This is a genomic window from Microbacterium sp. ProA8, from assembly GCF_039905635.1.
GTDB lineage: Bacteria > Actinomycetota > Actinomycetes > Actinomycetales > Microbacteriaceae > Microbacterium > Microbacterium chionoecetis.
This window is the reverse complement of the sequence record NZ_CP157000.1, coordinates 1235344-1254772: the sequence shown is the minus strand read 5'-3', so window position 1 is coordinate 1254772 and position 19429 is coordinate 1235344. Positions and strand designations below refer to the sequence as shown.

The following is a 19429-nucleotide window of genomic DNA, read 5'->3' as shown; positions in this document are numbered from 1 at the left end:
GGTCGTGCAGGCGCCCGCCCGTTCTGCCAAGAAGACGAAGCGGGCGCCGGTCTGGGATCAGGCGCGCTGCAGGCGGTACCGCAGCGCGGCCAGCTCGGCCCACAGCGGCGCCGGAACGCGGCCCTCGAAGGTGCGGTAGAACTCCTCGGTGAGGTCGGCCTCCTGCAGCCACAGCTGCGGGTCGACCGCGAACAGCTCGTCGAGGTCGTCCTGTGAGACATCCAGGTCCGAGATGTCCAGGTCCTCCGAGCGCGGCAGGCGTCCGATCGGGCTCTCGACGGCGCCGACCTCACCCTCGATGCGGCGGATGATCCAGTCGATCACGCGCGAGTTGTCGCCGAACCCGGGCCACAGGAAGCGGCCGTCCGAGCCCTTGCGGAACCAGTTCACCTGGAAGATGCGGGGCGCACGGTCGAACCGCAGCTTCTGCCCGACCTTGAGCCAGTGCGCGAAGTAGTCGGCCATGTTGTAGCCGCAGAAGGGGAGCATCGCGAACGGATCGCGACGGAGCTCTCCGACGGTGCCCTCGGCGGCGGCGGTGCGCTCGGACGACACGTTCGAGCCCATGAACACGCCGTGCGTCCAGTCGGTCGCCTCGACGACGAGCGGCACGTTGGTGGCGCGCCGCCCGCCGAACAGGATGGCGTCGAGCGGCACGCCCTGCGGGGCATCCCAGTCGTCCGCGATCTGCGGGCACTGCGCGGCGGCGACGGTGAAGCGCGAGTTCGGGTGGGCGGCGGGACGACCGGATGCCGGCGTCCAGGGCTTGCCCTCCCAGTCGGTGAGCTCTGCCGGCGGGTCGTCGGTGAGGCCCTCCCACCAGACGTCGCCGTCGGGCCGGAGCGCGACATTGGTGAAGATCGTGTTGCCCCAGAGCGTCTCGACGGCCGTCACGTTGGTGGAGGCGCCGGTGCCCGGCGCCACGCCGAAGAAGCCCGCCTCGGGGTTGATCGCCCAGAGGCGGCCGTCCTCACCCGGACGCAGCCATGCGATGTCGTCGCCGAGGGTCTCGACGCGCCAGCCCGGGATCGTCGGGCGGAGCATCGCGAGGTTCGTCTTGCCGCACGCCGACGGGAAGGCGGCGGCCAGGTGGTACGCGCGCCCGGCGGGGTCGATCACGCGGATGAGCAGCATGTGCTCGGCCAGCCACCCCTCGTTGCGGCCGATCACCGAGGCGATTCGCAGGGCGAAGCACTTCTTGGCGAGGATCGCGTTGCCGCCGTAGCCCGATCCGTACGACCACACCTCGAGGGTGTCGGGGAAGTGCACGATGTACTTCTCGTCGTTGCAGGGCCACGCGACATCCTTCTCGCCCGGCTGCAGCGGAGCGCCGACGGAGTGCACCGTCTTCACCCACGGGGCGCCGCCGGCGATCTCGCGCAGCACCTCGGTGCCCACGCGCGTCATGATGCCGATCGAGGTGACGGCGTAGGCGCTGTCGGTGACCTGCACGCCGATGTGCGACAGCGGACCGCCGACCGGGCCCATCGAGAACGGCACGACGTACATCGTGCGGCCGACCATCGACCCCTCGAAGAGCGGCGTGATCGTGGCACGGATCTCGTCGGGCGCGGCCCAGTTGTTGGTCGGGCCGGCGTCCTCTTCGCGCTCGGAGGCGATGAAGGTGCGCGCCTCGGTGCGGGCGACGTCGCTGGGGTGGGAGCGCGCGAGGTACGAGCCGGGGCGCCACTCGGGGTTGAGCTTGATGAGCTTGCCCTCGTCCACCATCTCGCGCAGCAGCGCGTCGTTCTCGGCGCGAGAGCCTTCGACCCAGTGCACCCGCGCAGGACGGGTGAGCGCGGCGATCTCGTCGACCCAGGCGCGCAGTGCCACCATGCCCTCGCCCTGAACGGTCGGCAGTTCGCCATACGTCCGCACGGTGCCGCTGGGGGCGCCGGTGGGACGTGCGGATCCAGCGCCTTCAGTCCGGGTGAAGATGTCGGCAAGGGCCATGGTGTCGCTCCTCGTTGATTCGACCGTCAGATGGTTTCGACGATGCAGATTCGTGCTCTTCCTCTACTTTCGGCCGTGATGGATGCCTCTTCCCACGAAATCTGGTGTCAAAAGTTGCAATTCTTTCGCTAGCATCAAGGAATGCCGCCGACCTCCCTCGAACTGTCGACTCTGGGCCACCGCATCCGTCATCAGCGTCTCGCCCATGGCTACACGCTCGATGAGCTGGGAGCCGTGGTCGGCGTCGCCGGGAGTCAGCTCAGCCTCATCGAGAACGGCAAGCGCGAGCCGAAGCTCTCTCTACTGCAGGCGATCGCGACGGCGACCGGCGTGGATGTCGGCGACCTGCTGTCGACCGAGCCGCCGAATCGTCGTGCGGCGCTCGAGATCGAGCTCGAGCGCGCTCAGACCAGCTCGGTCTTCCGTCAGCTGGGCGTCCCGCCGATCAAGGTCTCGAAGGGCATGAGCGACGACACGATCGAGTCGATCCTGGGCCTGCACCGCGAGCTGCAGCGCCGTGAGCGCGAGGCGATCGCGACCCCGGAAGAGGCGCGTCGGGCCAACACGGAGCTGCGGCTCATGATGCGCGACCGCGACAACTACCTGCCCGACATCGAGAAGCTCGCCGAGAAGCAGCTCAAGGCCGCCGGGCACGTCTCGGGCGCCCTCACCCACCGCACCGTCAGCATCATGGCCGAGAAACTCGGTTTCGAGCTCCTCTACGTCAACGACCTGCCGCACTCGACCCGCTCGGTGACCGACCTCGAGCACGGCCGCATCTATCTGCCCCCGGCATCCATCCCCGGCGGTCACGGCCTGCGGTCGATGGCGCTGCAGGCGATGGCGCACCGGCTGCTCGGCCACAAACGGCCCACCGACTACGCCGACTTCCTGCAGCAGCGACTCGAGATCAACTACTACGCCGCGTGCTGCCTCATGCCCGAGACCGCGTCGGTCGGGTTCCTGCAGCAGGCCAAGAAGGACCGCAACCTCGCGGTGGAGGACTTCCGCGACGCGTTCGGCGTGACGCACGAGGCTGCGGGGATGCGGCTGACGAATCTCGCCACGCAGCACCTCGGCATCCGTCTGCACTTCCTCCGGGTCGACGGGTCGGGCGCGATCACCAGGGTGTACGAGAACGACGACCTGCCGCTGCCCATGGACGTGACCGGCGCCGTCGACGGGCAGATCGCCTGCCGCAGGTTCTCGGCGCGCGCCGCCTTCTCGGAGCAGAACCGCACCACCGAGCACTACCAGTACACCGACACCCCTGCCGGCACGTACTGGTGCTCCACGCAGACGGGCAGCACGTCCGACGGCGAGTTCTCCATCACCGTGGGCGTGCCGTTCGACGACGCGCGCTGGTTCCGCGGACGCGAGACGCAGAAGCGCGCCACCTCCACCTGCCCGGACGAGTCGTGCTGCCGCCGCGTCGCCTCCGACGTCTCCGAGCGCTGGTCGGGCAAGGCCTGGCCGAGCGCGCGCGTGCACATGCAGATGTTCTCGCCGCTCCCCCGCGGCGCCTTCCCCGGCGTGGACGACAACGAGGTCTACGACTTCCTCGACCGCCACGCCTGAGTGCCACGGATTCCGTCTCGCTCGTTGCGTCCTCGCCCCACGACTCGGTGCGGAGCCCGGTTGATCACGCTCTGCCGTCAGGCCGTGATGAAGTCGCGGTAGCGGTCCAGTGCGGCGGCGACTTCCGCGTCGGTGGCAGCATCCGTCGTGAACAGCTCGGGAACGGGATCATCGGCGTGGCGGCCGACCGCGACCGAATGGGTCCACACGCCGACGATCTCGCCGCGGGCGACGATGATGGGCCGCACGATCCCGTTCATCGACGGACCGATCGCCGTGAGAAACTCCGGCGCGCAGGCCACCGTGCGATCTGCGTACGAGATGTAGTACTCCTCGAACGGCGGGAGGGCGACGACCTCGGGCGCCGCCGGGTTGCGCCGCGGCCGCGCGCCGGCCACGACGTACTGCGGCTCGGGTTCGTCGCCGACGACGAGAAGGCGATCGGATGCCGCCTCCGCCGCCGTGCGGGCGGTCCCGAGTGGCAGTGAGGACCACCATGCGAAGTCGCGCGCGCCGGCAGGCCCGTGCGAGGCGATGTAGCGGACGAAGTACTCGCTCAGCGGATCAGCGGGAGTCGCAGGCTCGCGCACCCATTCGTCGAGGAGCACGAAGTACTGCTCGCGGCTTGGGCCGCTCTCGCGGGGCACGACGGGTCCCTGGCAGATGACGCCGCGCAGCGACATCGCGACGAGCAGGTGGTAGCCGCGCTGCTTGACCGTCGACACGCCGGCCTGCTCGAGAACCTCGAAGATCTCCTTGCGCGCGAGGCGATTGCCACCGCCTAGGGCGGCGCGCACCGCCGTCTCGGCGCGGTCCACCTCCGACGCGTCGATGCGTTCGGCCCGGTGCACCGCCGCAGCCTGGCGGTGCTGCCGCTCCGCTGTGATCGAGAGCACCCACGCCAGGTCCTCTGCCGGGATGACGTGGATCGTGCCGCGCATCGTCCACGACCGCACGATCTCGCCGCGCTCGAACGCGGCGTCGACATCGCGGATGGTGGTGCGGCCGGTCGTACGCGCCGCGATCGCCCAGCGCCCTCCCCAGAACTCCTGCCCCTGCGTGGCCAGCATGTGGCGCGCCGCCTCAGCGACGGTCGACGCCGGAGCGCTCAGTCGATGCGACCGCAGCCGTTCGCTGCGCAGCGCCGAGACCGGACCTGTGCCGCGGGAAGCTCCGGCCGCGGGAGAGGGCGTGCGGATCATGCGCCCATCATGGCGCAGACCGCGGACGTCGGGTGAGCGGATGCCGCGGCCCGCGGCATCCGCTCATCTCCTTCTCTTGACGTGCCGCCTCCGGCGCGGAATAGTTAGGCATATGCCTAACTATTCCGACGAGTTGGATGCGGTGCTGCGCGCGCTCGCGGATCCGACGCGACGGACGGTGGTGGAGCGCCTCGCGAAGTCTCCGGCGGTCGTGTCCGACCTCCTGGGACTGGTCTCGATGACGCTGCCGTCGCTGCTGCAGCACCTGCGCATCCTCGAGGACGCGGGAGTCGTCACGTCGAACAAGCAGGGACGAGTCCGCACCGTGAGCCTGCGACCAGGCTCGCTCGACGTGCTCCATCTGTGGCTCGGCGAGCAGCGCACGCCCGCCGAGCGTCAGGCAGACCGCCTCGGCATCCATCTCGCCCGCGCAATCACCAAGGAGACCTCGCAATGACCCGAGTTCGCATCGGCCTGTTCTCATCGCTCGATGGCTACACCGCCGCGCCCGATCCGTCCGCTGGCAATCCCATGGGCGAGGACTGGGGACCGCTCACGGCGGCATACGGAGCGACGCGCACGTTCCGGCAGAAGGTCCTCGGCGACACCAGCGGCGCAGGAACGACCGGCATCGACGAGGCGTATGCCTCCGCGTACTTCTCAGGTGTCGGCGCCGAGATCATGGGCGCAGCCATGTTCGGTCTGCACGCGAATCCCGACGACCCGGAGTGGAAGGGGTGGTGGGGCGACGAGCCGCCGTTCGGCTACCCGGTCTACGTGCTGACCCACGCGGCGCCCCGCCCGTCGATCGCGATGGACGGCGGCACGACGTTCCACTTCCGCAGCGGCGCCCTCGAGGACGTGCTCGCGGAGGCGACCGCCGCGGCCGGCGGTCGCGACATCCGGGTGGGCGGGGGTGTGCGCACCGCCCAGGAGTTCCTTCGCGCCGGGCTCGTCGACGACCTGCACGTTGCGATCGCACCCATCGTGCTCGGCCGGGGCAACCGTGTCTGGGACGACCTCCGCGGCCTCGAGCACACGCACGCGGTTCGGACCGAGGTCGCCGAGAGCGGCACGATCCACGTCACCTTCACCCGAGAGGCACGGCGATGACGATCGAGCGGCGACTCGCCCACGCCGGGTTCACGCTCACGCGCGACTATCCCGTTCCTGTCGAAAGAGTCTGGCGCGCCTTCGCCGACGAAGAGCAGAAGCGCAACTGGATCGGAGACGGCGACGCCTTCGAGCCCCGGGAGTGGGCGTTCGACTTCCGAGTCGGCGGGCGCGATATCGATGAGGCGCAGTTCCACGGTGGGCCGGTGTCTCGGTATGAGGCCGTCTACACCGACATTGTCGAGCACGTCCGCATCGTCACGACCTACGACATGTGGCTGGACGGGGCCCACATGTCGACGTCTGTGGCGGCGTTCGAGTTCGAGCAGATCCCCGAGGGCACCCGGCTCACCCATGCCGAGCACGGAGTCTTCTTCGACCAGTTCTGGGCCGACGCGCCCAACCGAGAGGAAGGCACGCGCGGCCTCCTCGAGGCTCTCGGCAGGCACCTGGGCTAGCGGCACAGCACGCACCGGGCGGCGCACTGCGGGGTCCATCGCCGCGGGACTGCGCCCATCGCGCCCGACCGACGCGTCGTGCCGGGAAGCGCGGGCCACTGGGCGCGCAGTGCCTTTCGGCCCTCCTCCGCCGTCGCCTAGACTCCACTGAAGTCCCCCGACGTACGATGCCGTATCTCTCGATACGACGTCGTATCCCCCAAGCGGGCCCCCGCCCGCCGTCCATCGGAGTGCAGTGGTTCGAATGCAGCCGAACACGCCCGCCGGCGAGAACATCCCCACACGCGCGGCCGCTCGTGCCGCGCAGCACCGGAAGCGCTCACTGATCCTCCTGGCCGTCATCCTGTCGCTGGCCGTCGCGATCGCCGTCGTGCTCGGCATCCTGTTCCTGCGCGGAGCCGCGGATGAACCCCAGACAGCGCCCCCGTCGGCTGACGAGTGTCTGCCGTCGGGTCTTCGCGTCACCGCGGATCCCGCGGTCGCCGAGGCGCTCGAGGCGATCGTCGCCGACCTGCCGGGGTCCGGGTCGAACTGCCCGGACGTCACGGTCCGTGCCGAGGACAGTGCCGTCACGGCGGCCGCGCTGGCCGCGGGATCGGCGCCGGACTTCGACGTCTGGGTTCCCGATTCCGCGATGTGGCCGGCGCGGGTGACCGGCCAGGCGGAACTGACGGGCGTCGACGCGGCAGACCTCGTGGTCGGAGCCACCGTGGCCACCACCCCGGTCGTCTTCGCGGCCACCGAGCCCACCGCGACCGCGCTGCAGACCGAGGGCGCGGGCTTCGCGAGCCTCGCCGGGCGGACTGTCGCCGCCGTACTGCCGGACCCCGCGACGGTCGCTGCGAGCTCCGCCGCGCTGCTGGCTCTGCAGACGGCGCTCGGTGGAGACGCGCGGTCGTTCACCGCGCTCGCGCTCGCGCTCGACACCGGCGTCGTCCCCACCACGACCGACGCACTCGCCACGGCCTCGGCCGCAACGACGCCGACGATCGCCGTGACGACCGAACAGGCGGTGCTCGAGCAGGGCGATGACGCGGCGGCGCCCCTCGTGCCGGTCTACCCCGCCGACGTGAAGCCGGAGGTGAGCGTGCCGCTCGTGACGCTCGCCGAAGCGTCGGGCGACACGCTCATGGCTGTGGATGCACTCGCCGCTGCCATCACGGACGCCGGAGACCAGCTCGCCGAATACGGACTGCGGGACGCGGAGGGCAACGCTCCGGGCTCCACCCCGGAAGCTGCCGAGGCCCCCGATGCAGCGGCCGAGCCGAGCGACGGCGCGAACCAGGCAGAGGTGCTCCGCACCTGGCAGGTGCTCACTGCGCCGTCGCGGATGCTCTCCCTCAACGATGTCTCGGGCTCCATGCTCCAGCCGGCGACCGCCGACATGCGGCGCATCGACCTGTTCGAACAGGCCGCGGTCCGCGCCGTCAACTCCCTCTCGCCCGACTCGTCTCTTGCCACGTGGGTGTTCTCCAGCCGGCGGATCGGCGGCCAGGACTGGCAGGAGATCGTCCCGTTCGGTCCGCTGGGCGATCCGGCTCACAAACAGCGCACGATCGACACGGCGAACGGGCTCGACAGCCTCGTGGGCGGCGGGACGGGGCTGTACGACAGCGTGCTGGCAGCGGTGCAGTACATGCGCGACGCGTATGTCCCGGGTCAGATCAACCTGGTCCTGCTCAATACCGACGGGTACAACGAGGACGATGACGGCCTCGACCTGCCGGGCCTGCTCACGCAGCTCGAGGCGCTGCGGGATCCCGCGAAACCGGTCGCCGTCATCGCGATCGGCTACGGGCCCGACACCGACCAGGCCGCCCTGGAGCAGATCGCCGCGGCCACCGACGGTGCGGCGTATCAGGCGCTGCAGCCGACCGACATCGGCACGGTACTGGTCGACGCCGTCACCCAGCGCGGCTGCCGTCCGAACTGCGGCTAGCCCGTGAGAGCTTCGGCCCCGACGACCCGGGCCGCGGCGCGGGTCCGTAAGCTGACGGAATGACGTCGGATGCTGTGGACCCGAGAGTCTGCCCGACCTGCGGCGATCCCCTGAGCTTCGAGATCCTCGACGACGAGCGCTTTCTCGTCGCGTGGTCGTGCGTGAACTGCGGCCTCATCCGCGCCACCGAGCCGGCGTAACGGCCGACGCGACCGCGGCTGCTGCTACTCCGTGCCCTTCTCGACCCACGTCACCATGAGATACGGGCTGTACACGTAGACGATCTTGTCGCCCTTCCACGCGATCTCGATCGTGCCCTTGCCCGCGTTCATGGCAGCGAGGATCTGCGAGTGAACGGCTTGCCACGCCTTCGCATCGGTGAACCGGAACTTCTTGTAAACCGTCTCCGGGCCGATGTAGAGGCTCACGTCCGTCGTCATGGAACGCACTCTACCGAGCCGGGCGCGCTCCTCCTGTCACGTGGTCGAAGTCGGTGCGCGAACACCTCCCATTGTCGCGCTTCTCACGTAGGCGGCGACAGAGAGGCCCGGCGCTCGCGCCGGGCCTCTTCAACAGCAGTCAGGAGTTGATCTGCTCGACGACGTCGTCCGCCGACTCCTCGATCGCCTTGCGCAGCTTCTCGTAATCGTCGGAGTCGATCGCTTTGCTGATGCGCTTGTCGGCCCTGGTCAGGGCCTTCTCGACGTTGTCGGCCCACTTGTCGTCGACGACCGCCACGACGGCGGAGGTCCCGGGCGCGAGGTACTCGTCGACATCGACGCCGAACTGCTTCTCCTCGCGGTTCTTCTTGATCTTCCCGAGGATCGCACCGATGCCGGCGCCGACCGCGGTGGCCGCCAGCAGCGGCGGCGCGAACAGGCCGACCACCACTCCGGCGCCAGCGCCCCAGGCCGCGCCGCGTCCTACGGACTTGTCGCCATGCTCCCTCACTTCGACTTTGCCGTCCTTGTCGCGGACGAGCACCACGGCGCCGATGATCTCGTACCCGCCGGCGTCCTGGCCGCTGCGGAGGGCTTGGTAGTCGTCCGCCGCGGAGGCCGTGTCGTCGTACGAGCCGACTACCAGTGCGAGGTTCTGCGTACCCATGGATCTCTCCTTCAATTGATCTCCGAGAACGGCCGGTCGGTCGCTTCCGGACTCTAGGTCAGGGTGCTGTGATCCTATTGCGCCGCCCCATGCGCTGGCGAGGGTCCGGAGCGTGAATTCTCGGACGGAGGCGGGTCGGTCACCGAGCCGCGGAGTCGGGCCGGGGAAGCTCGCGGAGCTCGTGAATGGCGAGGGCGAGTTGAGCGGGTTCACTCCCCAGATTCTGGAGGATGGCCGTTGCAGAACCCGTGAATCCTCGGGAGTCGATCGTGAGACGGTCGACGTTGAGAACGAGTCCCTTCTCGTTGACCGCCCACTCGCCGGCCGCGCCATGCCACGCATGCGCGATGAGCATCACGGCGTGAGACGCGCAGAGCGCCACGTAGGCGACGTCACCTCGCTTCGCCCCCTTCGCCGCGCCGTCCAGCAGAAAGTCCACCTGCCAGAGGTTGCGGAGTAACGCTGATCGCAGCGCCGCGGGAAAGGGCGTGAGCAGTGCCCTCATGCCCGCCAGGATGGCGTCCGGATCCTCGAGTGGCATGGCATTCGCCACTTCGCCGGCGTAAGCGACGTCGAGGAAGCCGAAGGGGTGACCAGGCTGCGCGAAGAACGCGAACTCCCCCGCCCGTGCGCGCTGACACTGTTCGAGGACGCGGTCGACATCGCGCAGAATCCAGTCCACGTCCACGCCGTCGACCGAAAGCCACGCGCCGCCGTCGACCCACGGCCCCCAATCTCCGGGCGGCGCGATGTCGACTCGACCCCCGACCCAGCGTCGTGCGAGAGCCGCGAGAGCATCGACATCGAGCGATCCCCGGTCGTAATAGAGGCCGAGATCGACATCCGAGTCCGGACGGTGAGTTCCGCGGGCGCGGCTCCCACCCAGAGCCACTGCCCGCACGCCCCGCACGCCGACGAGTTGGTCTGTCATCTCTCGCAACCGGCTATCACTGATCACTCGAGCAACGATAACCAGGCGCTGAAGCGCTCGGGTCGCGTTTCGACGGGCGCTACCTAGACGTGCGCGTTCGGCACGGCCGTTTCGGCCATATTCGCGAGGAGTTGCAGGCGTTCTTGGCTGGCTGATCCTGCTTCAGCCGAGAAGACGACCATCTGGAGCCCGCGGTCGGAGGCGAGGTCCATCGCCTGGAAGGTGAGGTCCAGGTCGCCGACCGCGGGATGGTGGACGAGTTTGAGCCCGGTGCGGTGCTCGCGGACGTCGTGGGCTCCCCACAGCTTTCGGAATAGTTCGCTGCGGGTGGACAGCTCGCCGACCAGGTCCGTCAACTGGCGATCGTACGGCGAGCGGCCCGCTTCGGCGCGGAGCACGCCCACGATCTGGCGGGCCTGCGCTTCCCATTCACGGTAGAAGATCTGGGCGCGCGGTTCGAGGAAGATGAATCGCGCGGCGTTGACAGGTGGGCGAGCGCCGTCGAACATCTCCGAGAAGAGCGCTGCCCCGAGCCGGTTGGTGGCGACCGCATCAAGGCGGCCGTTCTGAATGAAGACGGGCACCGTCGACATGGCGTCGATGGTCTGCCTCATGCCGGGTGTGAGTTGCGTCTTGCGGGTGGCCCCTGCTCGTCGCTGCGGGTGTGCGCCGGCGTTGGCGGCGCGGATCAGGTCGTACAGATGCGCGCGCTCGGCTTCATCCAGTTGCAGAGCGCGGCTGACGCCCTCGATGACGGCTCCGGAGACCCCGGCCGCGTTACCCCGTTCGAGACGCTTGTAATACTCCGCGCTCATACCCGCCACCAGCGCGACCTCCTCCCGACGCAATCCCGGAACCCGGCGGCGACCGCCGAAGTCCGGCAGCCCCACCTGCGACGGAGTGAGCTTCGCGCGCCGCGTGGTGAGGAACTCGCTGATCGAGTCCGAGGTGTCCATGCCATCGAAACTACGCCGACTCGGTGCACGCAAGGGGTCCCTGTCGGGGCACCTGTAGGTAGGGCCGCGCTGACTCCGGCTGAGAAGCGTTGACTCTCACCATCACGAATCTGTGGGCCATGCTCACCTCGCGGGCCCCGGAACGTCCGGAACGGAGAACACCTCATGAAGAACGCACACCTCGGCAGCCTCGAAGTATCCCGTATCGGGCTCGGCGCCATGACGATGGCCGGCACGTACACGACCGGTGGCGGCCTCGACAACGACGAGTCCATTCGCACTATTCACCGCGCACTGGGCCTTGGCGTCACCCACATCGACACCGCCGAGATCTACGGCCCCAACCTCAGTGAGGAGATCGTCGGCCAGGCCATCCGTGGCCGCCGCGATCAGGTGAAGATCGCCACCAAGTTCGGGCTCGTCTCCCACTCCGGCGGCGGACCGGGCGTGACGGACAGCGCCGCGGCGAATGTGAAAGCCGCCGTCGAGGGTTCGCTGCGGCGCCTCGGGACCGACTACATCGATCTCTACTACCAGCACCGCGTCGATCCGAAGACGCCGATCGAGGAGACCGCGAGCGCGGTCGCCGAGCTGATCGCCGAAGGCAAGGTGCTCCACTTCGGCCTCTCTGAAGCGTCGGCCGCTACGATTCGCCGGGCACATGCGGTACAGCCGGTCTCAGCCCTGCAGACCGAGTACTCGCTGTGGACTCGCGACGTGGAAGCGCACATCCTGCCCGTGCTCCGAGAGCTCGGCATCGGCTTCGTCCCCTATTCGCCCCTCGGGCATGGTCTGCTGACGGGACAGATCCGATCCGCAGCCGACATTCCCGACGATGACTGGCGCAAGACCAACCCGCGGTTCGTGGGCGCGAACTTCGAACGCAATCTCCGCCTCGTGGATGAGGTCCGTGCGATCGGTGCTGAGATCGGCGCGACTCCTGCGCAGACGGCGCTGGCGTGGATTCTCACCCGCGGCGACGACATCGCCCCCATCCCGGGCACTCGTCGAGTGGCGCGCGTGGAGGAGAACATCGCCGCCGACACGGTGGAACTCACGGCGGACCAGGCCGACCGCCTGACCGCGCTCGAACCCGCTGCCGGAGAGCGACACGACGAAGCCAACATGGTCTCCATCGACAAGTGACCGGGTTGCGGCGCGTCAGGTAGATCGCCGGCTGAGCGCTCTCTCTGTCGAAGACCCGCGCACCGCGCACCTGAACCGGCGGGCTGAAGCAGTGCCGAGGCGCGGAGCCGCGCGGAACCGCGCGGAGGTTGATGTCCCGGCGGGTCTCTGCGACGGTACTTGCATGACGGATCAGACATCCTCCGGTCCCACGGCCGAGACCGGCTACGTGGAACTCGGGCAGCTTCGCATGTACTACGAGGTCCACGGGGATGTCGCCGTCGGCACGCCGCTGGTACTGCTCCACGGCGGTCTGTTCGACATCGAGCAGCAGTTCGGTGCGCTCATCCCCGACCTCGCGGTCGGGCGGGGAGTCGTGGCGGTGGACTTCCAGGGGCACGGGCGTACGAACGACATCGACCGGCCGTTCTCGGCGGCGGCGTTCGCGGAGGATGTGCTGGGGGTGCTCGACCATCTCGGCATCGGGCGCGCGGACATCTTCGGTTTCAGCGTCGGCGGGGCCGTCGCGCTCGACCTCGCCATCGACCACCCGGAACGAGTGAGGCAGCTCATCGTCTCGTCGACGTCGTTCGCCGCGTCCGGCATGCGCGGGTCCGAGAACGCGGATGCCGTGGGCGGGATGACCGTCGACATGATCGCCGGCACGCCGATGGAAGCCGCCTATCTCGCGAAATCACCACACCCCGACCTTCAGCATCTCCAAGTGCTCCTCGACAAGCTCGGCGCGACCTACGCGGGCGGGTTCCCGGATCGCACCGAAGCCGAGATCCGCGCGATCGCGGCGCCGACGCTCATCACAGTGGGTGACGCCGACATGGTCTCGCTCGAGCATGCCGTCGAGTTCCTGCGCCTTCGCGGCGGCGACGTGAACGGCGATTTCGTCGGTGTTCCGGCATCCCAGCTCGCGGTGTTCCCGGGCACGACCCATTTCTTCGGGCTCGCGCGAACCGACCTGGTCCGTGACGTGGTCGTCGGATTCCTCGACGACGCGTCGGCTTAGGCGGTCACCGCTCGTCCGCACATCAGCGTGTGAGCAACGCGAGTTCGGTCTCCCACCGGGTCTTGCGCGGCTCGGTGCGCGGATCGGTGACGTAGATCTCGAATCGCCCGGCCCACCTGGTGCCGACATCCGATTCGTCGATGTCGAATCGGATCTGCTGCGCTTCCGCCCATTCGAAGAGGAGCCGGTGCGCGCGCATCGAGTGATTGATGTAGCGCAGCACGACGTAGTCGCCGCCGGGCATCGCGCCTTGCGTGACCCTCTCATCACCGGGTGCTGTCGCGAAGGCGCCGACTTCGATCTCCATCTCGCCGGCCATGTCGACCGTGTGCAGCCGCAGATAGAACGAACCGGCCGGCTGGACACCGCGATCCGTCATCCAGTCGATCAGCTCGGCGAGCAGGCGATCGCGTTCTGCGAGCATCCCCCGAAACGGAGTGCGTATTCGGATCCCCAACGTGGGCCGCGAACCCCGATGCTCGAGACGCGGGCCGTCGACAACCTCCACGCCTGCTCCCTTCACCAGCGGTGATCATGACGGTGCGGCACAGCTGAGCTCGAGTAGGGAGGGACCCTAGAGAGTTTCCAGCGCTCGGCTCGACAAGAGGAGCACCCCGAGGAGAAAAGCAAGCGACAGAACGACCGCACCCCACCCCGTAAACGCTCGCAACCACGCAAGCCCTCGTTGTCCGGGTGGACTCTTGAACAGCGCCAGCAGCGACATCCCGGCGGCGAATGCGGTGATGCCGACGCAGAGGATCGGAGCCCCGGCGGCCGCCCACACGACAGGAAAGAGCAGCTGCAGCCATGCCCACGCTTCCGACGGCCCCGAAGCCATGGACATCACCCAAGCGAGGGCTGAGACGACCACATTGGCCGTATTGCCGATCGTCAGCACGCGAAAGCGAAAGGCGGCGTCTGCGACGAGCCGCCGGTACGCGTTGGACCGCCCCGGCGCTAGATCCACGTCCGTCTGGCTCATGGCATCGAAACGCAAGCTGGGCGGCCGCGACGGGACTGGTGCACTTACCAGATGGTGCCGCCGCCGAGCGAGATGCCGCCCCACGTCAGCGCGATGAAGATCGCGGCGAAGACGACGGGAGCGATGCCCTTGCCGCCGCGCGCCAGTCCCTTGAGGAGGCCGATCACCGCGAGGACTGCGGCGATGATGGAAAGGCCGCCGCCCACGATCAGCCCGATGAACAGGGGGATGGGCATGAGCACGAGGCCGGCGAGGGCGAACCAGAACGCGGCCCAAGCAGTCGGATTGGAACGGGGTTCGACGGAGGAAGACATGCGCCCCATTATCCCGTGTTCGCCGACCGCAGCCCGCGCACGCCGTCCGCCACGCCACACACCGACCCGCCGGCGGGCCGATCTCCCCCACGAGAAGATGAGCGGATGCCCCCTCCCGGGGCATCCGCTCATCTCATGTCATCGATCCAGGCAGGGATTCAGAACGGGTTCGGCGTCAGGGTGTACTTCGTCTGCAGGTACTCGTGGATGCCCTCGGCGCCGCCCTCGCGTCCCAGGCCCGACATCTTCCAGCCGCCGAACGGCGCGGCCGCGTTGGAGACGACGCCCATGTTGAGGCCCATCATGCCGGTCTCGAGGCGCTCGATCATCCGCTGCCCGCGGGAGAGGCTCTCGGTGAAGACGTACGAGACGAGGCCGTACTCGGTGTCGTTCGCGAGGCGCACCGCGTCGTCCTCGGTGTCGAACGGGATGATGGCGAGCACCGGCCCGAAGATCTCCTCGCGCAGGATGTCGGAGCCCGGCTGCACGTCGGTGACGACGGTGGGCTCGTAGAACGTTCCCGGCCCGTCGATCTCGTTGCCGCCGGTGGCGACCTTCGCGCCGCGGTCGACGGCATCCTGCACCAGCTGCGACGCCTTGGCGACGGCGCGGTCGTCGATGAGCGGGCCGATGGTCACGCCGTCTTCGGTGCCGCGGCCGACGGTGAAGCCGTTGACGCGCTCGGTCACCCGCCGCGCGAACTCGTCGGCGACGGAGCGGTGCACGATGAAGCGGTTCGCCGCGGTGCAGGCCTGGCCGATGTTGCGGAACTTCGCGAGCATCGCGCCGTCGACCGCCTTGTCGAGGTCGGCGTCGTCGAAGACGACGAACGGCGCGTTGCCGCCGAGCTCCATCGACGTGCGCAGCACGCCCTGCGATGCCTGCTCGAGCAGACGCTGACCGACCTGCGTCGATCCGGTGAACGACAGCTTGCGCAGGCGCGGGTCGCGGATGATCGGCTCGGACACGGCGCCCGAGGTCGACGTGGTGAAGACGTTGACGACGCCCTTCGGCAGGCCGGCATCTTCGAGCAGCTTCGCGAAGAACAGGGTCGTCAGCGGCGTCAGCTCGGCGGGCTTGATCACCACGGTGCAGCCGGCGGCGAGCGCGGGCGCGATCTTGCGCGTGGCCATCGCGAGCGGGAAGTTCCAGGGCGTGATGAGGAAGCAGGGGCCGACGGGGTGCTGCGACACGATCATGCGGCCCGTGCCCTCGGGGTTCGCGCCGTAGCGGCCCTGCACGCGAGCGGTCTCTTCGCTGAACCAGCGCAGGAACTCGCCGCCGTACGCGACCTCGCCGCGTGCCTCGGCCAACGGCTTGCCCATCTCGATCGTCATCAGCAGCGCGAAGTCCTCCTTGCGCTCCTGCAGCAGGTCGAACGCGCGGCGCAGGATCTCGGCCCGCTCGCGCGCCGGCGTCGCCGCCCATGCCGGGAACGCGTCGACGGCCGCGTCGAGCGCCGCCTTGCCGTCCTCGGGCGACGCGTTCGCGATCTCCTTGACGACCTCGCCGTTGCTGGGGTCGTAGACCTTCAGTGTCTTGTCGCCGGATGCTGCGCGCCACCGGCCGCCGATGAACAGGCCGTCGGGCACGGACGCGAGCAGTTCGCTCTCACGGGTTTCGGTGATCGTCGTGGTCACGGGGACTCCCTTGTCGGTTCCGGATGCGAGCTGCCTGCGGCATCCGCTCCTGTCGATGTCTACGGGCAATTCTGCCCGTCGCCGCCGGAGCGGCCGATATACGTGCTGTACAGCTGAGCAGGGTCTTTCGCCGTCGCGGAGTTGCTCAGCCCGCGATGGTGGCGGTCTGCCGCTGAGGCAGGAACGCCTGCGCGAAGAACGCCGACAGCTCGTCCGTCGCCTCGAGCGGGAAGACCCCGGCGACATACTGGTCGGGGCGCACGACCACGACCACGCCGTTGCGCGACAGCCCTCGTTCCTCGAAGATGTCGTCGGTCGTCCACGCGCTGGGAGCGGCGGCGTAGACCTTCTCCCAGTCGGTGAGCCCGAGCGGTCCCGTCTTCGGCAGGAAGAACTCGGGCACCCGGGTGAGGTCCACGTCTTCATGCCGCTGCTGATACACGACCTTCACGTCGAACACCCCGTCGACGTCGGCGCCTTCCGGGGTGCACCGGAGGACGGGCGACTCGGGTGACGCCATGAACGCGGCCCACTCCGAGAGGACGGATGCCTCCCCCGCCGCGCGCGCGTCGGCGAAGGCATAGACGCGCCAGCGCCCGTCGGCCCGGGCGTGGTGCCCGAGGTGGACGGGGTTGCCGTCGCACACGCGGACCACCTCGACCGACTTGAAGCGCTTGCCCAGCGGGAAGCCTTCGGCGAGCCCTTGGTGCGCGGCATCCGTCACGATCATCGACGGCCCGTACTGGGTCATGAAGCCGGACGGGAACTCGGCCGTGCCGAGGTAGAACGTGGCGAGCTCCTGCGGGTCGGAGATCTCCTCGGGCTTGCGCGCCATGAGGGCCGACCACTCCCGGTCGAAGTCGATGAGCTGCTGGGCCACCGGCTGCCGCTCGGCGGAGTACGTCTCGAGCAGCGACGCGGGGCTGAGGCCGGTGAGGACGTGCCCGAGCTTCCAGCCGAGGTTGAAGCCGTCCTGCATCGAGACGTTCATGCCCTGGCCGGCCTTCGCACTGTGCGTGTGGCACGCGTCGCCGGTGAGGAAGACCCGCGGGGCGTGTCCCTGGTCGGGGTTGACGTCGTCGAACTTGTCGGTGACGCGATGGCCCACCTCGTACACGCTGTGCCAGGCGACCTGCTTCACGTCGAGCGAGTACGGGTGCAGGATCTCGTTCGCGCGGCGGATGATCTCGTCGATCGGGGTCTGGCGCACACGGTGGTCGTCGTCGGCGGCCACCTCGCCCAGATCGATGTACATGCGGCTGAGGTAGCCGCCCTCGCGCGGGATGTGGAGGATGTTCCCGGCGGTGGAGTTGATGGCGCACTTGGTGCGCCAGTCGGGGAAGTCGGTGTTGACGAGCACGTCCATGACGCCCCACGCGTGGGCTGCGAACTGCCCGACGTGCTTGCGGCCGATCGCCTCGCGCACACCGCTGCGCGCGCCGTCCGAGCCGACGACGTACTTGGCGCGCACGGTGCGCTCCTCGCCGGCGCGCTGCCCCGCCACGTACTTCACGCGCACCTCGACCGGGTACTCCCCGGCGCTGGGGTCGGCGCCGTCGTGCATCGTGAGACCGACGAACTCGATGCCGTAGTCGGGCACGATCCGCCCCGGGCCTTTGGCCGCGGCCTCGGCGAAGTAGTCGAGCACCCGCGCCTGGTTGACGATGAGGTGCGGGAACTCGCTGATCTTGAACGCGTAGTCCTCGGTGCGCGCGGTGCGCACGATGTTGCGCGGGTTCTCGGGGTCGGGCCCCCAGAAGTTCATCCAGGCGATGTTGTACGCCTCCGTGATGATGCGCTCCGCGAACCCGAATGCCTGGAAGGTCTCGACGCTGCGCGGCTGGATGCCGTCGGCCTGACCGAGCACGAGCCGCCCGTCGCGGCGCTCGATGATCCGCGTCGTCACGCCCGGGAACTGCGACATCTGCGCCGCGAGCAGCATGCCCGCGGGACCCGAGCCGACGACGAGCACGTCCATCTCGTCGGGGAGGTCAGCCGGGCGGTCGATGCCGGTGCCGGCGCCATCCTGCACGCGCGGGTCACCCGAGACGTAGCCGTGGTGGTGGAACTGCATCGGTGTCCTCCTCGGACGACGGTGTCGAGGGCTTGTGGCCTGGGAGACGTGTGTTCTATATTCGAACGCACCGTTCTACTATTGAACAGATCGTATACGACCCGTGCCGTCGTGGGCAAGGCCGCCCTGTCCCCGGGGCGCGAAACTTCACGAATGTCCGCGAAAGGACCCCGCACGATGACATATGTGAAGTCTCGGCAGGGGACGGACCGCCCCGCTCCCGCTTCGCAGACGCTGAGCCGCGGCATCCGGATCCTCGAAGTGCTCGCCGACGCGCGCGCACCGCTCTCGATCGACGAGATCGCGCGGCGGCTCGACGTGCATCGGTCGGTGGCGTACCGGCTGCTGCGCACGCTCGAAGACCACGGGCTCGTCGAGCGCGACTCAGCCGGTTTGATCGAACTCGGTGCGCGAATGGCGGCCCTGGCCGCGGGCGTCGCGCACGACCTGCAGGCCGAGGCGCTGCCCGAGCTCACGGCGGTCGCCGGCGACCTCGGTATGACCTGCTTCCTCGCCGTGCTCGATCACGACGAGTGCGTGACGCTGTCGAGCGTCGAGCCGCGCCACGCCGTGAACCCGGTGGCGCAGCGGCCGGGAACGCGGCATCCGGTGACCCGCGGCGCCCCTGGCAAGGCGATCCTGTCGCTCATGCCCGAGGCGTCCTGGCCCACCGGTGTGTCGCCGCAGCTGGCTGCGGAGGTGACGGATGCCGCGGCCCGCGGTTTCGCGACCAGCCACGACGAGGTCATCCCGAGCCTCCGGGCCGTCGCCGTGCCGCTGGTCGTGCGCGGGCGCGGGCCGGCGGCGATCGCCGTCGTCTTCGTGGCGAGCGCGCACACCGATGAGGAGATCGCCGCGCGCCTGGCCGGGTCGTCGGCGGCGATCCGCGACGCGCTCGGAGGGTGAGCCGTCAGGTCTCGCTCTGCTCAAGGACCGGCGTCGGTCTGCCGGTCGTTGAGCGAGCGAGGAACGAGCGAGACGAAACGCAGCGAACTCACGACGAACCCTGCTCTGCGCCAGGCCCGTGGCGTTTCGT

General features: G+C 69.0%; 20 protein-coding genes. 9 read left to right on the top strand and 11 right to left on the bottom strand.

Translation table 11 applies throughout. The annotated features are described in order from the left end of the window. Positions 1–57: 57 nt before the first annotated feature. On the bottom strand, positions 58–1953 hold the full coding sequence (locus tag ABG085_RS05260; protein WP_347978373.1) for a phosphoenolpyruvate carboxykinase (GTP): 1896 nt from the start codon (positions 1951–1953) through the stop codon (positions 58–60). A 141-nt stretch (positions 1954–2094) separates the two neighbouring features. Between ABG085_RS05260 and ABG085_RS05255 the strand changes: the two genes are divergently transcribed. Then, positions 2095–3531, top strand: coding sequence for a helix-turn-helix domain-containing protein (locus ABG085_RS05255; protein ID WP_347978372.1), 1437 nt, complete (start codon positions 2095–2097; stop codon positions 3529–3531). A gap of 77 nt (positions 3532–3608) precedes the next feature. Here the strand turns inward: ABG085_RS05255 and ABG085_RS05250 are convergent, their stop codons facing one another. After that, positions 3609–4733 carry a winged helix DNA-binding domain-containing protein gene (locus ABG085_RS05250; RefSeq protein ID WP_347978371.1) on the bottom strand — a complete coding sequence of 375 codons (1125 nt, stop codon included), beginning with the start codon at positions 4731–4733 and terminating at the stop codon, positions 3609–3611. Positions 4734–4845: 112 nt separating this feature from the next. On the opposite strand from ABG085_RS05250, the gene ABG085_RS05245 reads away from it, so the two are divergent. The 5 genes from ABG085_RS05245 (at position 4846) to ABG085_RS05225 (ending at position 8443) form a co-directional block, all read left to right on the top strand. Then, entirely contained in the window at positions 4846–5190 is a 345-nt protein-coding gene (locus tag ABG085_RS05245) for a metalloregulator ArsR/SmtB family transcription factor (RefSeq protein WP_347978370.1), read from the top strand. Next, positions 5187–5846, top strand: coding sequence for a dihydrofolate reductase family protein (locus tag ABG085_RS05240; protein WP_347978369.1), 660 nt, complete (start codon positions 5187–5189; stop codon positions 5844–5846). Before ABG085_RS05245 ends, ABG085_RS05240 begins: the two co-directional genes overlap by 4 nt. Then, positions 5843–6304, top strand: coding sequence for an SRPBCC domain-containing protein (locus ABG085_RS05235; RefSeq protein ID WP_347978368.1), 462 nt, complete (start codon positions 5843–5845; stop codon positions 6302–6304). The genes ABG085_RS05240 and ABG085_RS05235 overlap by 4 nt, the downstream gene beginning before the upstream one ends. Before the next feature lie 244 nt (positions 6305–6548). Then, positions 6549–8243, top strand: coding sequence for a hypothetical protein (locus tag ABG085_RS05230; protein ID WP_347978367.1), 1695 nt, complete (start codon positions 6549–6551; stop codon positions 8241–8243). Positions 8244–8302: 59 nt separating this feature from the next. Beyond that, complete coding sequence (locus tag ABG085_RS05225; protein ID WP_347978366.1) at positions 8303–8443, top strand: hypothetical protein; 141 nt, start codon at positions 8303–8305, stop codon at positions 8441–8443. Positions 8444–8467: 24 nt separating this feature from the next. Here the strand turns inward: ABG085_RS05225 and ABG085_RS05220 are convergent, their stop codons facing one another. The 4 genes from ABG085_RS05220 to ABG085_RS05205 all read right to left on the bottom strand — a co-directional run bounded on the left by ABG085_RS05220 (position 8468) and on the right by ABG085_RS05205 (position 11237). Then, positions 8468–8683 carry a hypothetical protein gene (locus tag ABG085_RS05220; protein ID WP_347978365.1) on the bottom strand — a complete coding sequence of 72 codons (216 nt, stop codon included), beginning with the start codon at positions 8681–8683 and terminating at the stop codon, positions 8468–8470. A 139-nt stretch (positions 8684–8822) separates the two neighbouring features. Next, positions 8823–9350: a DUF1269 domain-containing protein gene (locus ABG085_RS05215; RefSeq protein WP_347978364.1), complete on the bottom strand. Its 528-nt coding sequence runs from the start codon at positions 9348–9350 to the stop codon at positions 8823–8825. 139 nt (positions 9351–9489) lie between these two features. Beyond that, positions 9490–10281, bottom strand: coding sequence for a nucleotidyltransferase domain-containing protein (locus ABG085_RS05210; RefSeq protein WP_347978363.1), 792 nt, complete (start codon positions 10279–10281; stop codon positions 9490–9492). An 83-nt stretch (positions 10282–10364) separates the two neighbouring features. Continuing rightward, positions 10365–11237, bottom strand: coding sequence for a helix-turn-helix transcriptional regulator (locus ABG085_RS05205; protein ID WP_347978362.1), 873 nt, complete (start codon positions 11235–11237; stop codon positions 10365–10367). 165 nt (positions 11238–11402) lie between these two features. Here ABG085_RS05205 and ABG085_RS05200 point away from each other — a divergent pair, with 165 nt between their 5' ends. Together ABG085_RS05200 and ABG085_RS05195 are read left to right on the top strand one after the other, a co-directional pair. Beyond that, on the top strand, positions 11403–12383 hold the full coding sequence (locus ABG085_RS05200; RefSeq protein ID WP_347978361.1) for an aldo/keto reductase: 981 nt from the start codon (positions 11403–11405) through the stop codon (positions 12381–12383). Positions 12384–12546: 163 nt separating this feature from the next. Further along, entirely contained in the window at positions 12547–13383 is an 837-nt protein-coding gene (locus tag ABG085_RS05195) for an alpha/beta hydrolase (protein ID WP_347978360.1), read from the top strand. A gap of 22 nt (positions 13384–13405) precedes the next feature. On the opposite strand, the gene ABG085_RS05190 is transcribed toward ABG085_RS05195, so the two are convergent. From ABG085_RS05190 to ABG085_RS05170, 5 genes are all read right to left on the bottom strand, one after another. Next, positions 13406–13807 (bottom strand): GyrI-like domain-containing protein, encoded by a 402-nt coding sequence (locus ABG085_RS05190; protein WP_347978359.1) that lies wholly within the window; start codon positions 13805–13807, stop codon positions 13406–13408. Positions 13808–13957: 150 nt separating this feature from the next. Then, positions 13958–14365, bottom strand: a complete 408-nt coding sequence (locus tag ABG085_RS05185; protein WP_347978358.1) for a hypothetical protein — start codon at positions 14363–14365, stop codon at positions 13958–13960. A gap of 44 nt (positions 14366–14409) precedes the next feature. After that, entirely contained in the window at positions 14410–14679 is a 270-nt protein-coding gene (locus ABG085_RS05180) for a hypothetical protein (RefSeq protein ID WP_347978357.1), read from the bottom strand. 158 nt (positions 14680–14837) lie between these two features. Then, positions 14838–16307: an NAD-dependent succinate-semialdehyde dehydrogenase gene (locus ABG085_RS05175; protein ID WP_347979280.1), complete on the bottom strand. Its 1470-nt coding sequence runs from the start codon at positions 16305–16307 to the stop codon at positions 14838–14840. A 157-nt stretch (positions 16308–16464) separates the two neighbouring features. Further along, a complete protein-coding gene (locus tag ABG085_RS05170; RefSeq protein WP_347978356.1) occupies positions 16465–18393 on the bottom strand; it encodes an FAD-dependent monooxygenase in 1929 nt (642 codons plus the stop codon). A 177-nt stretch (positions 18394–18570) separates the two neighbouring features. Between ABG085_RS05170 and ABG085_RS05165 the strand changes: the two genes are divergently transcribed. Beyond that, a complete protein-coding gene (locus tag ABG085_RS05165) occupies positions 18571–19299 on the top strand; it encodes an IclR family transcriptional regulator (protein ID WP_347978355.1) in 729 nt (242 codons plus the stop codon). The last annotated feature ends 130 nt before the right edge of the window (positions 19300–19429 follow it).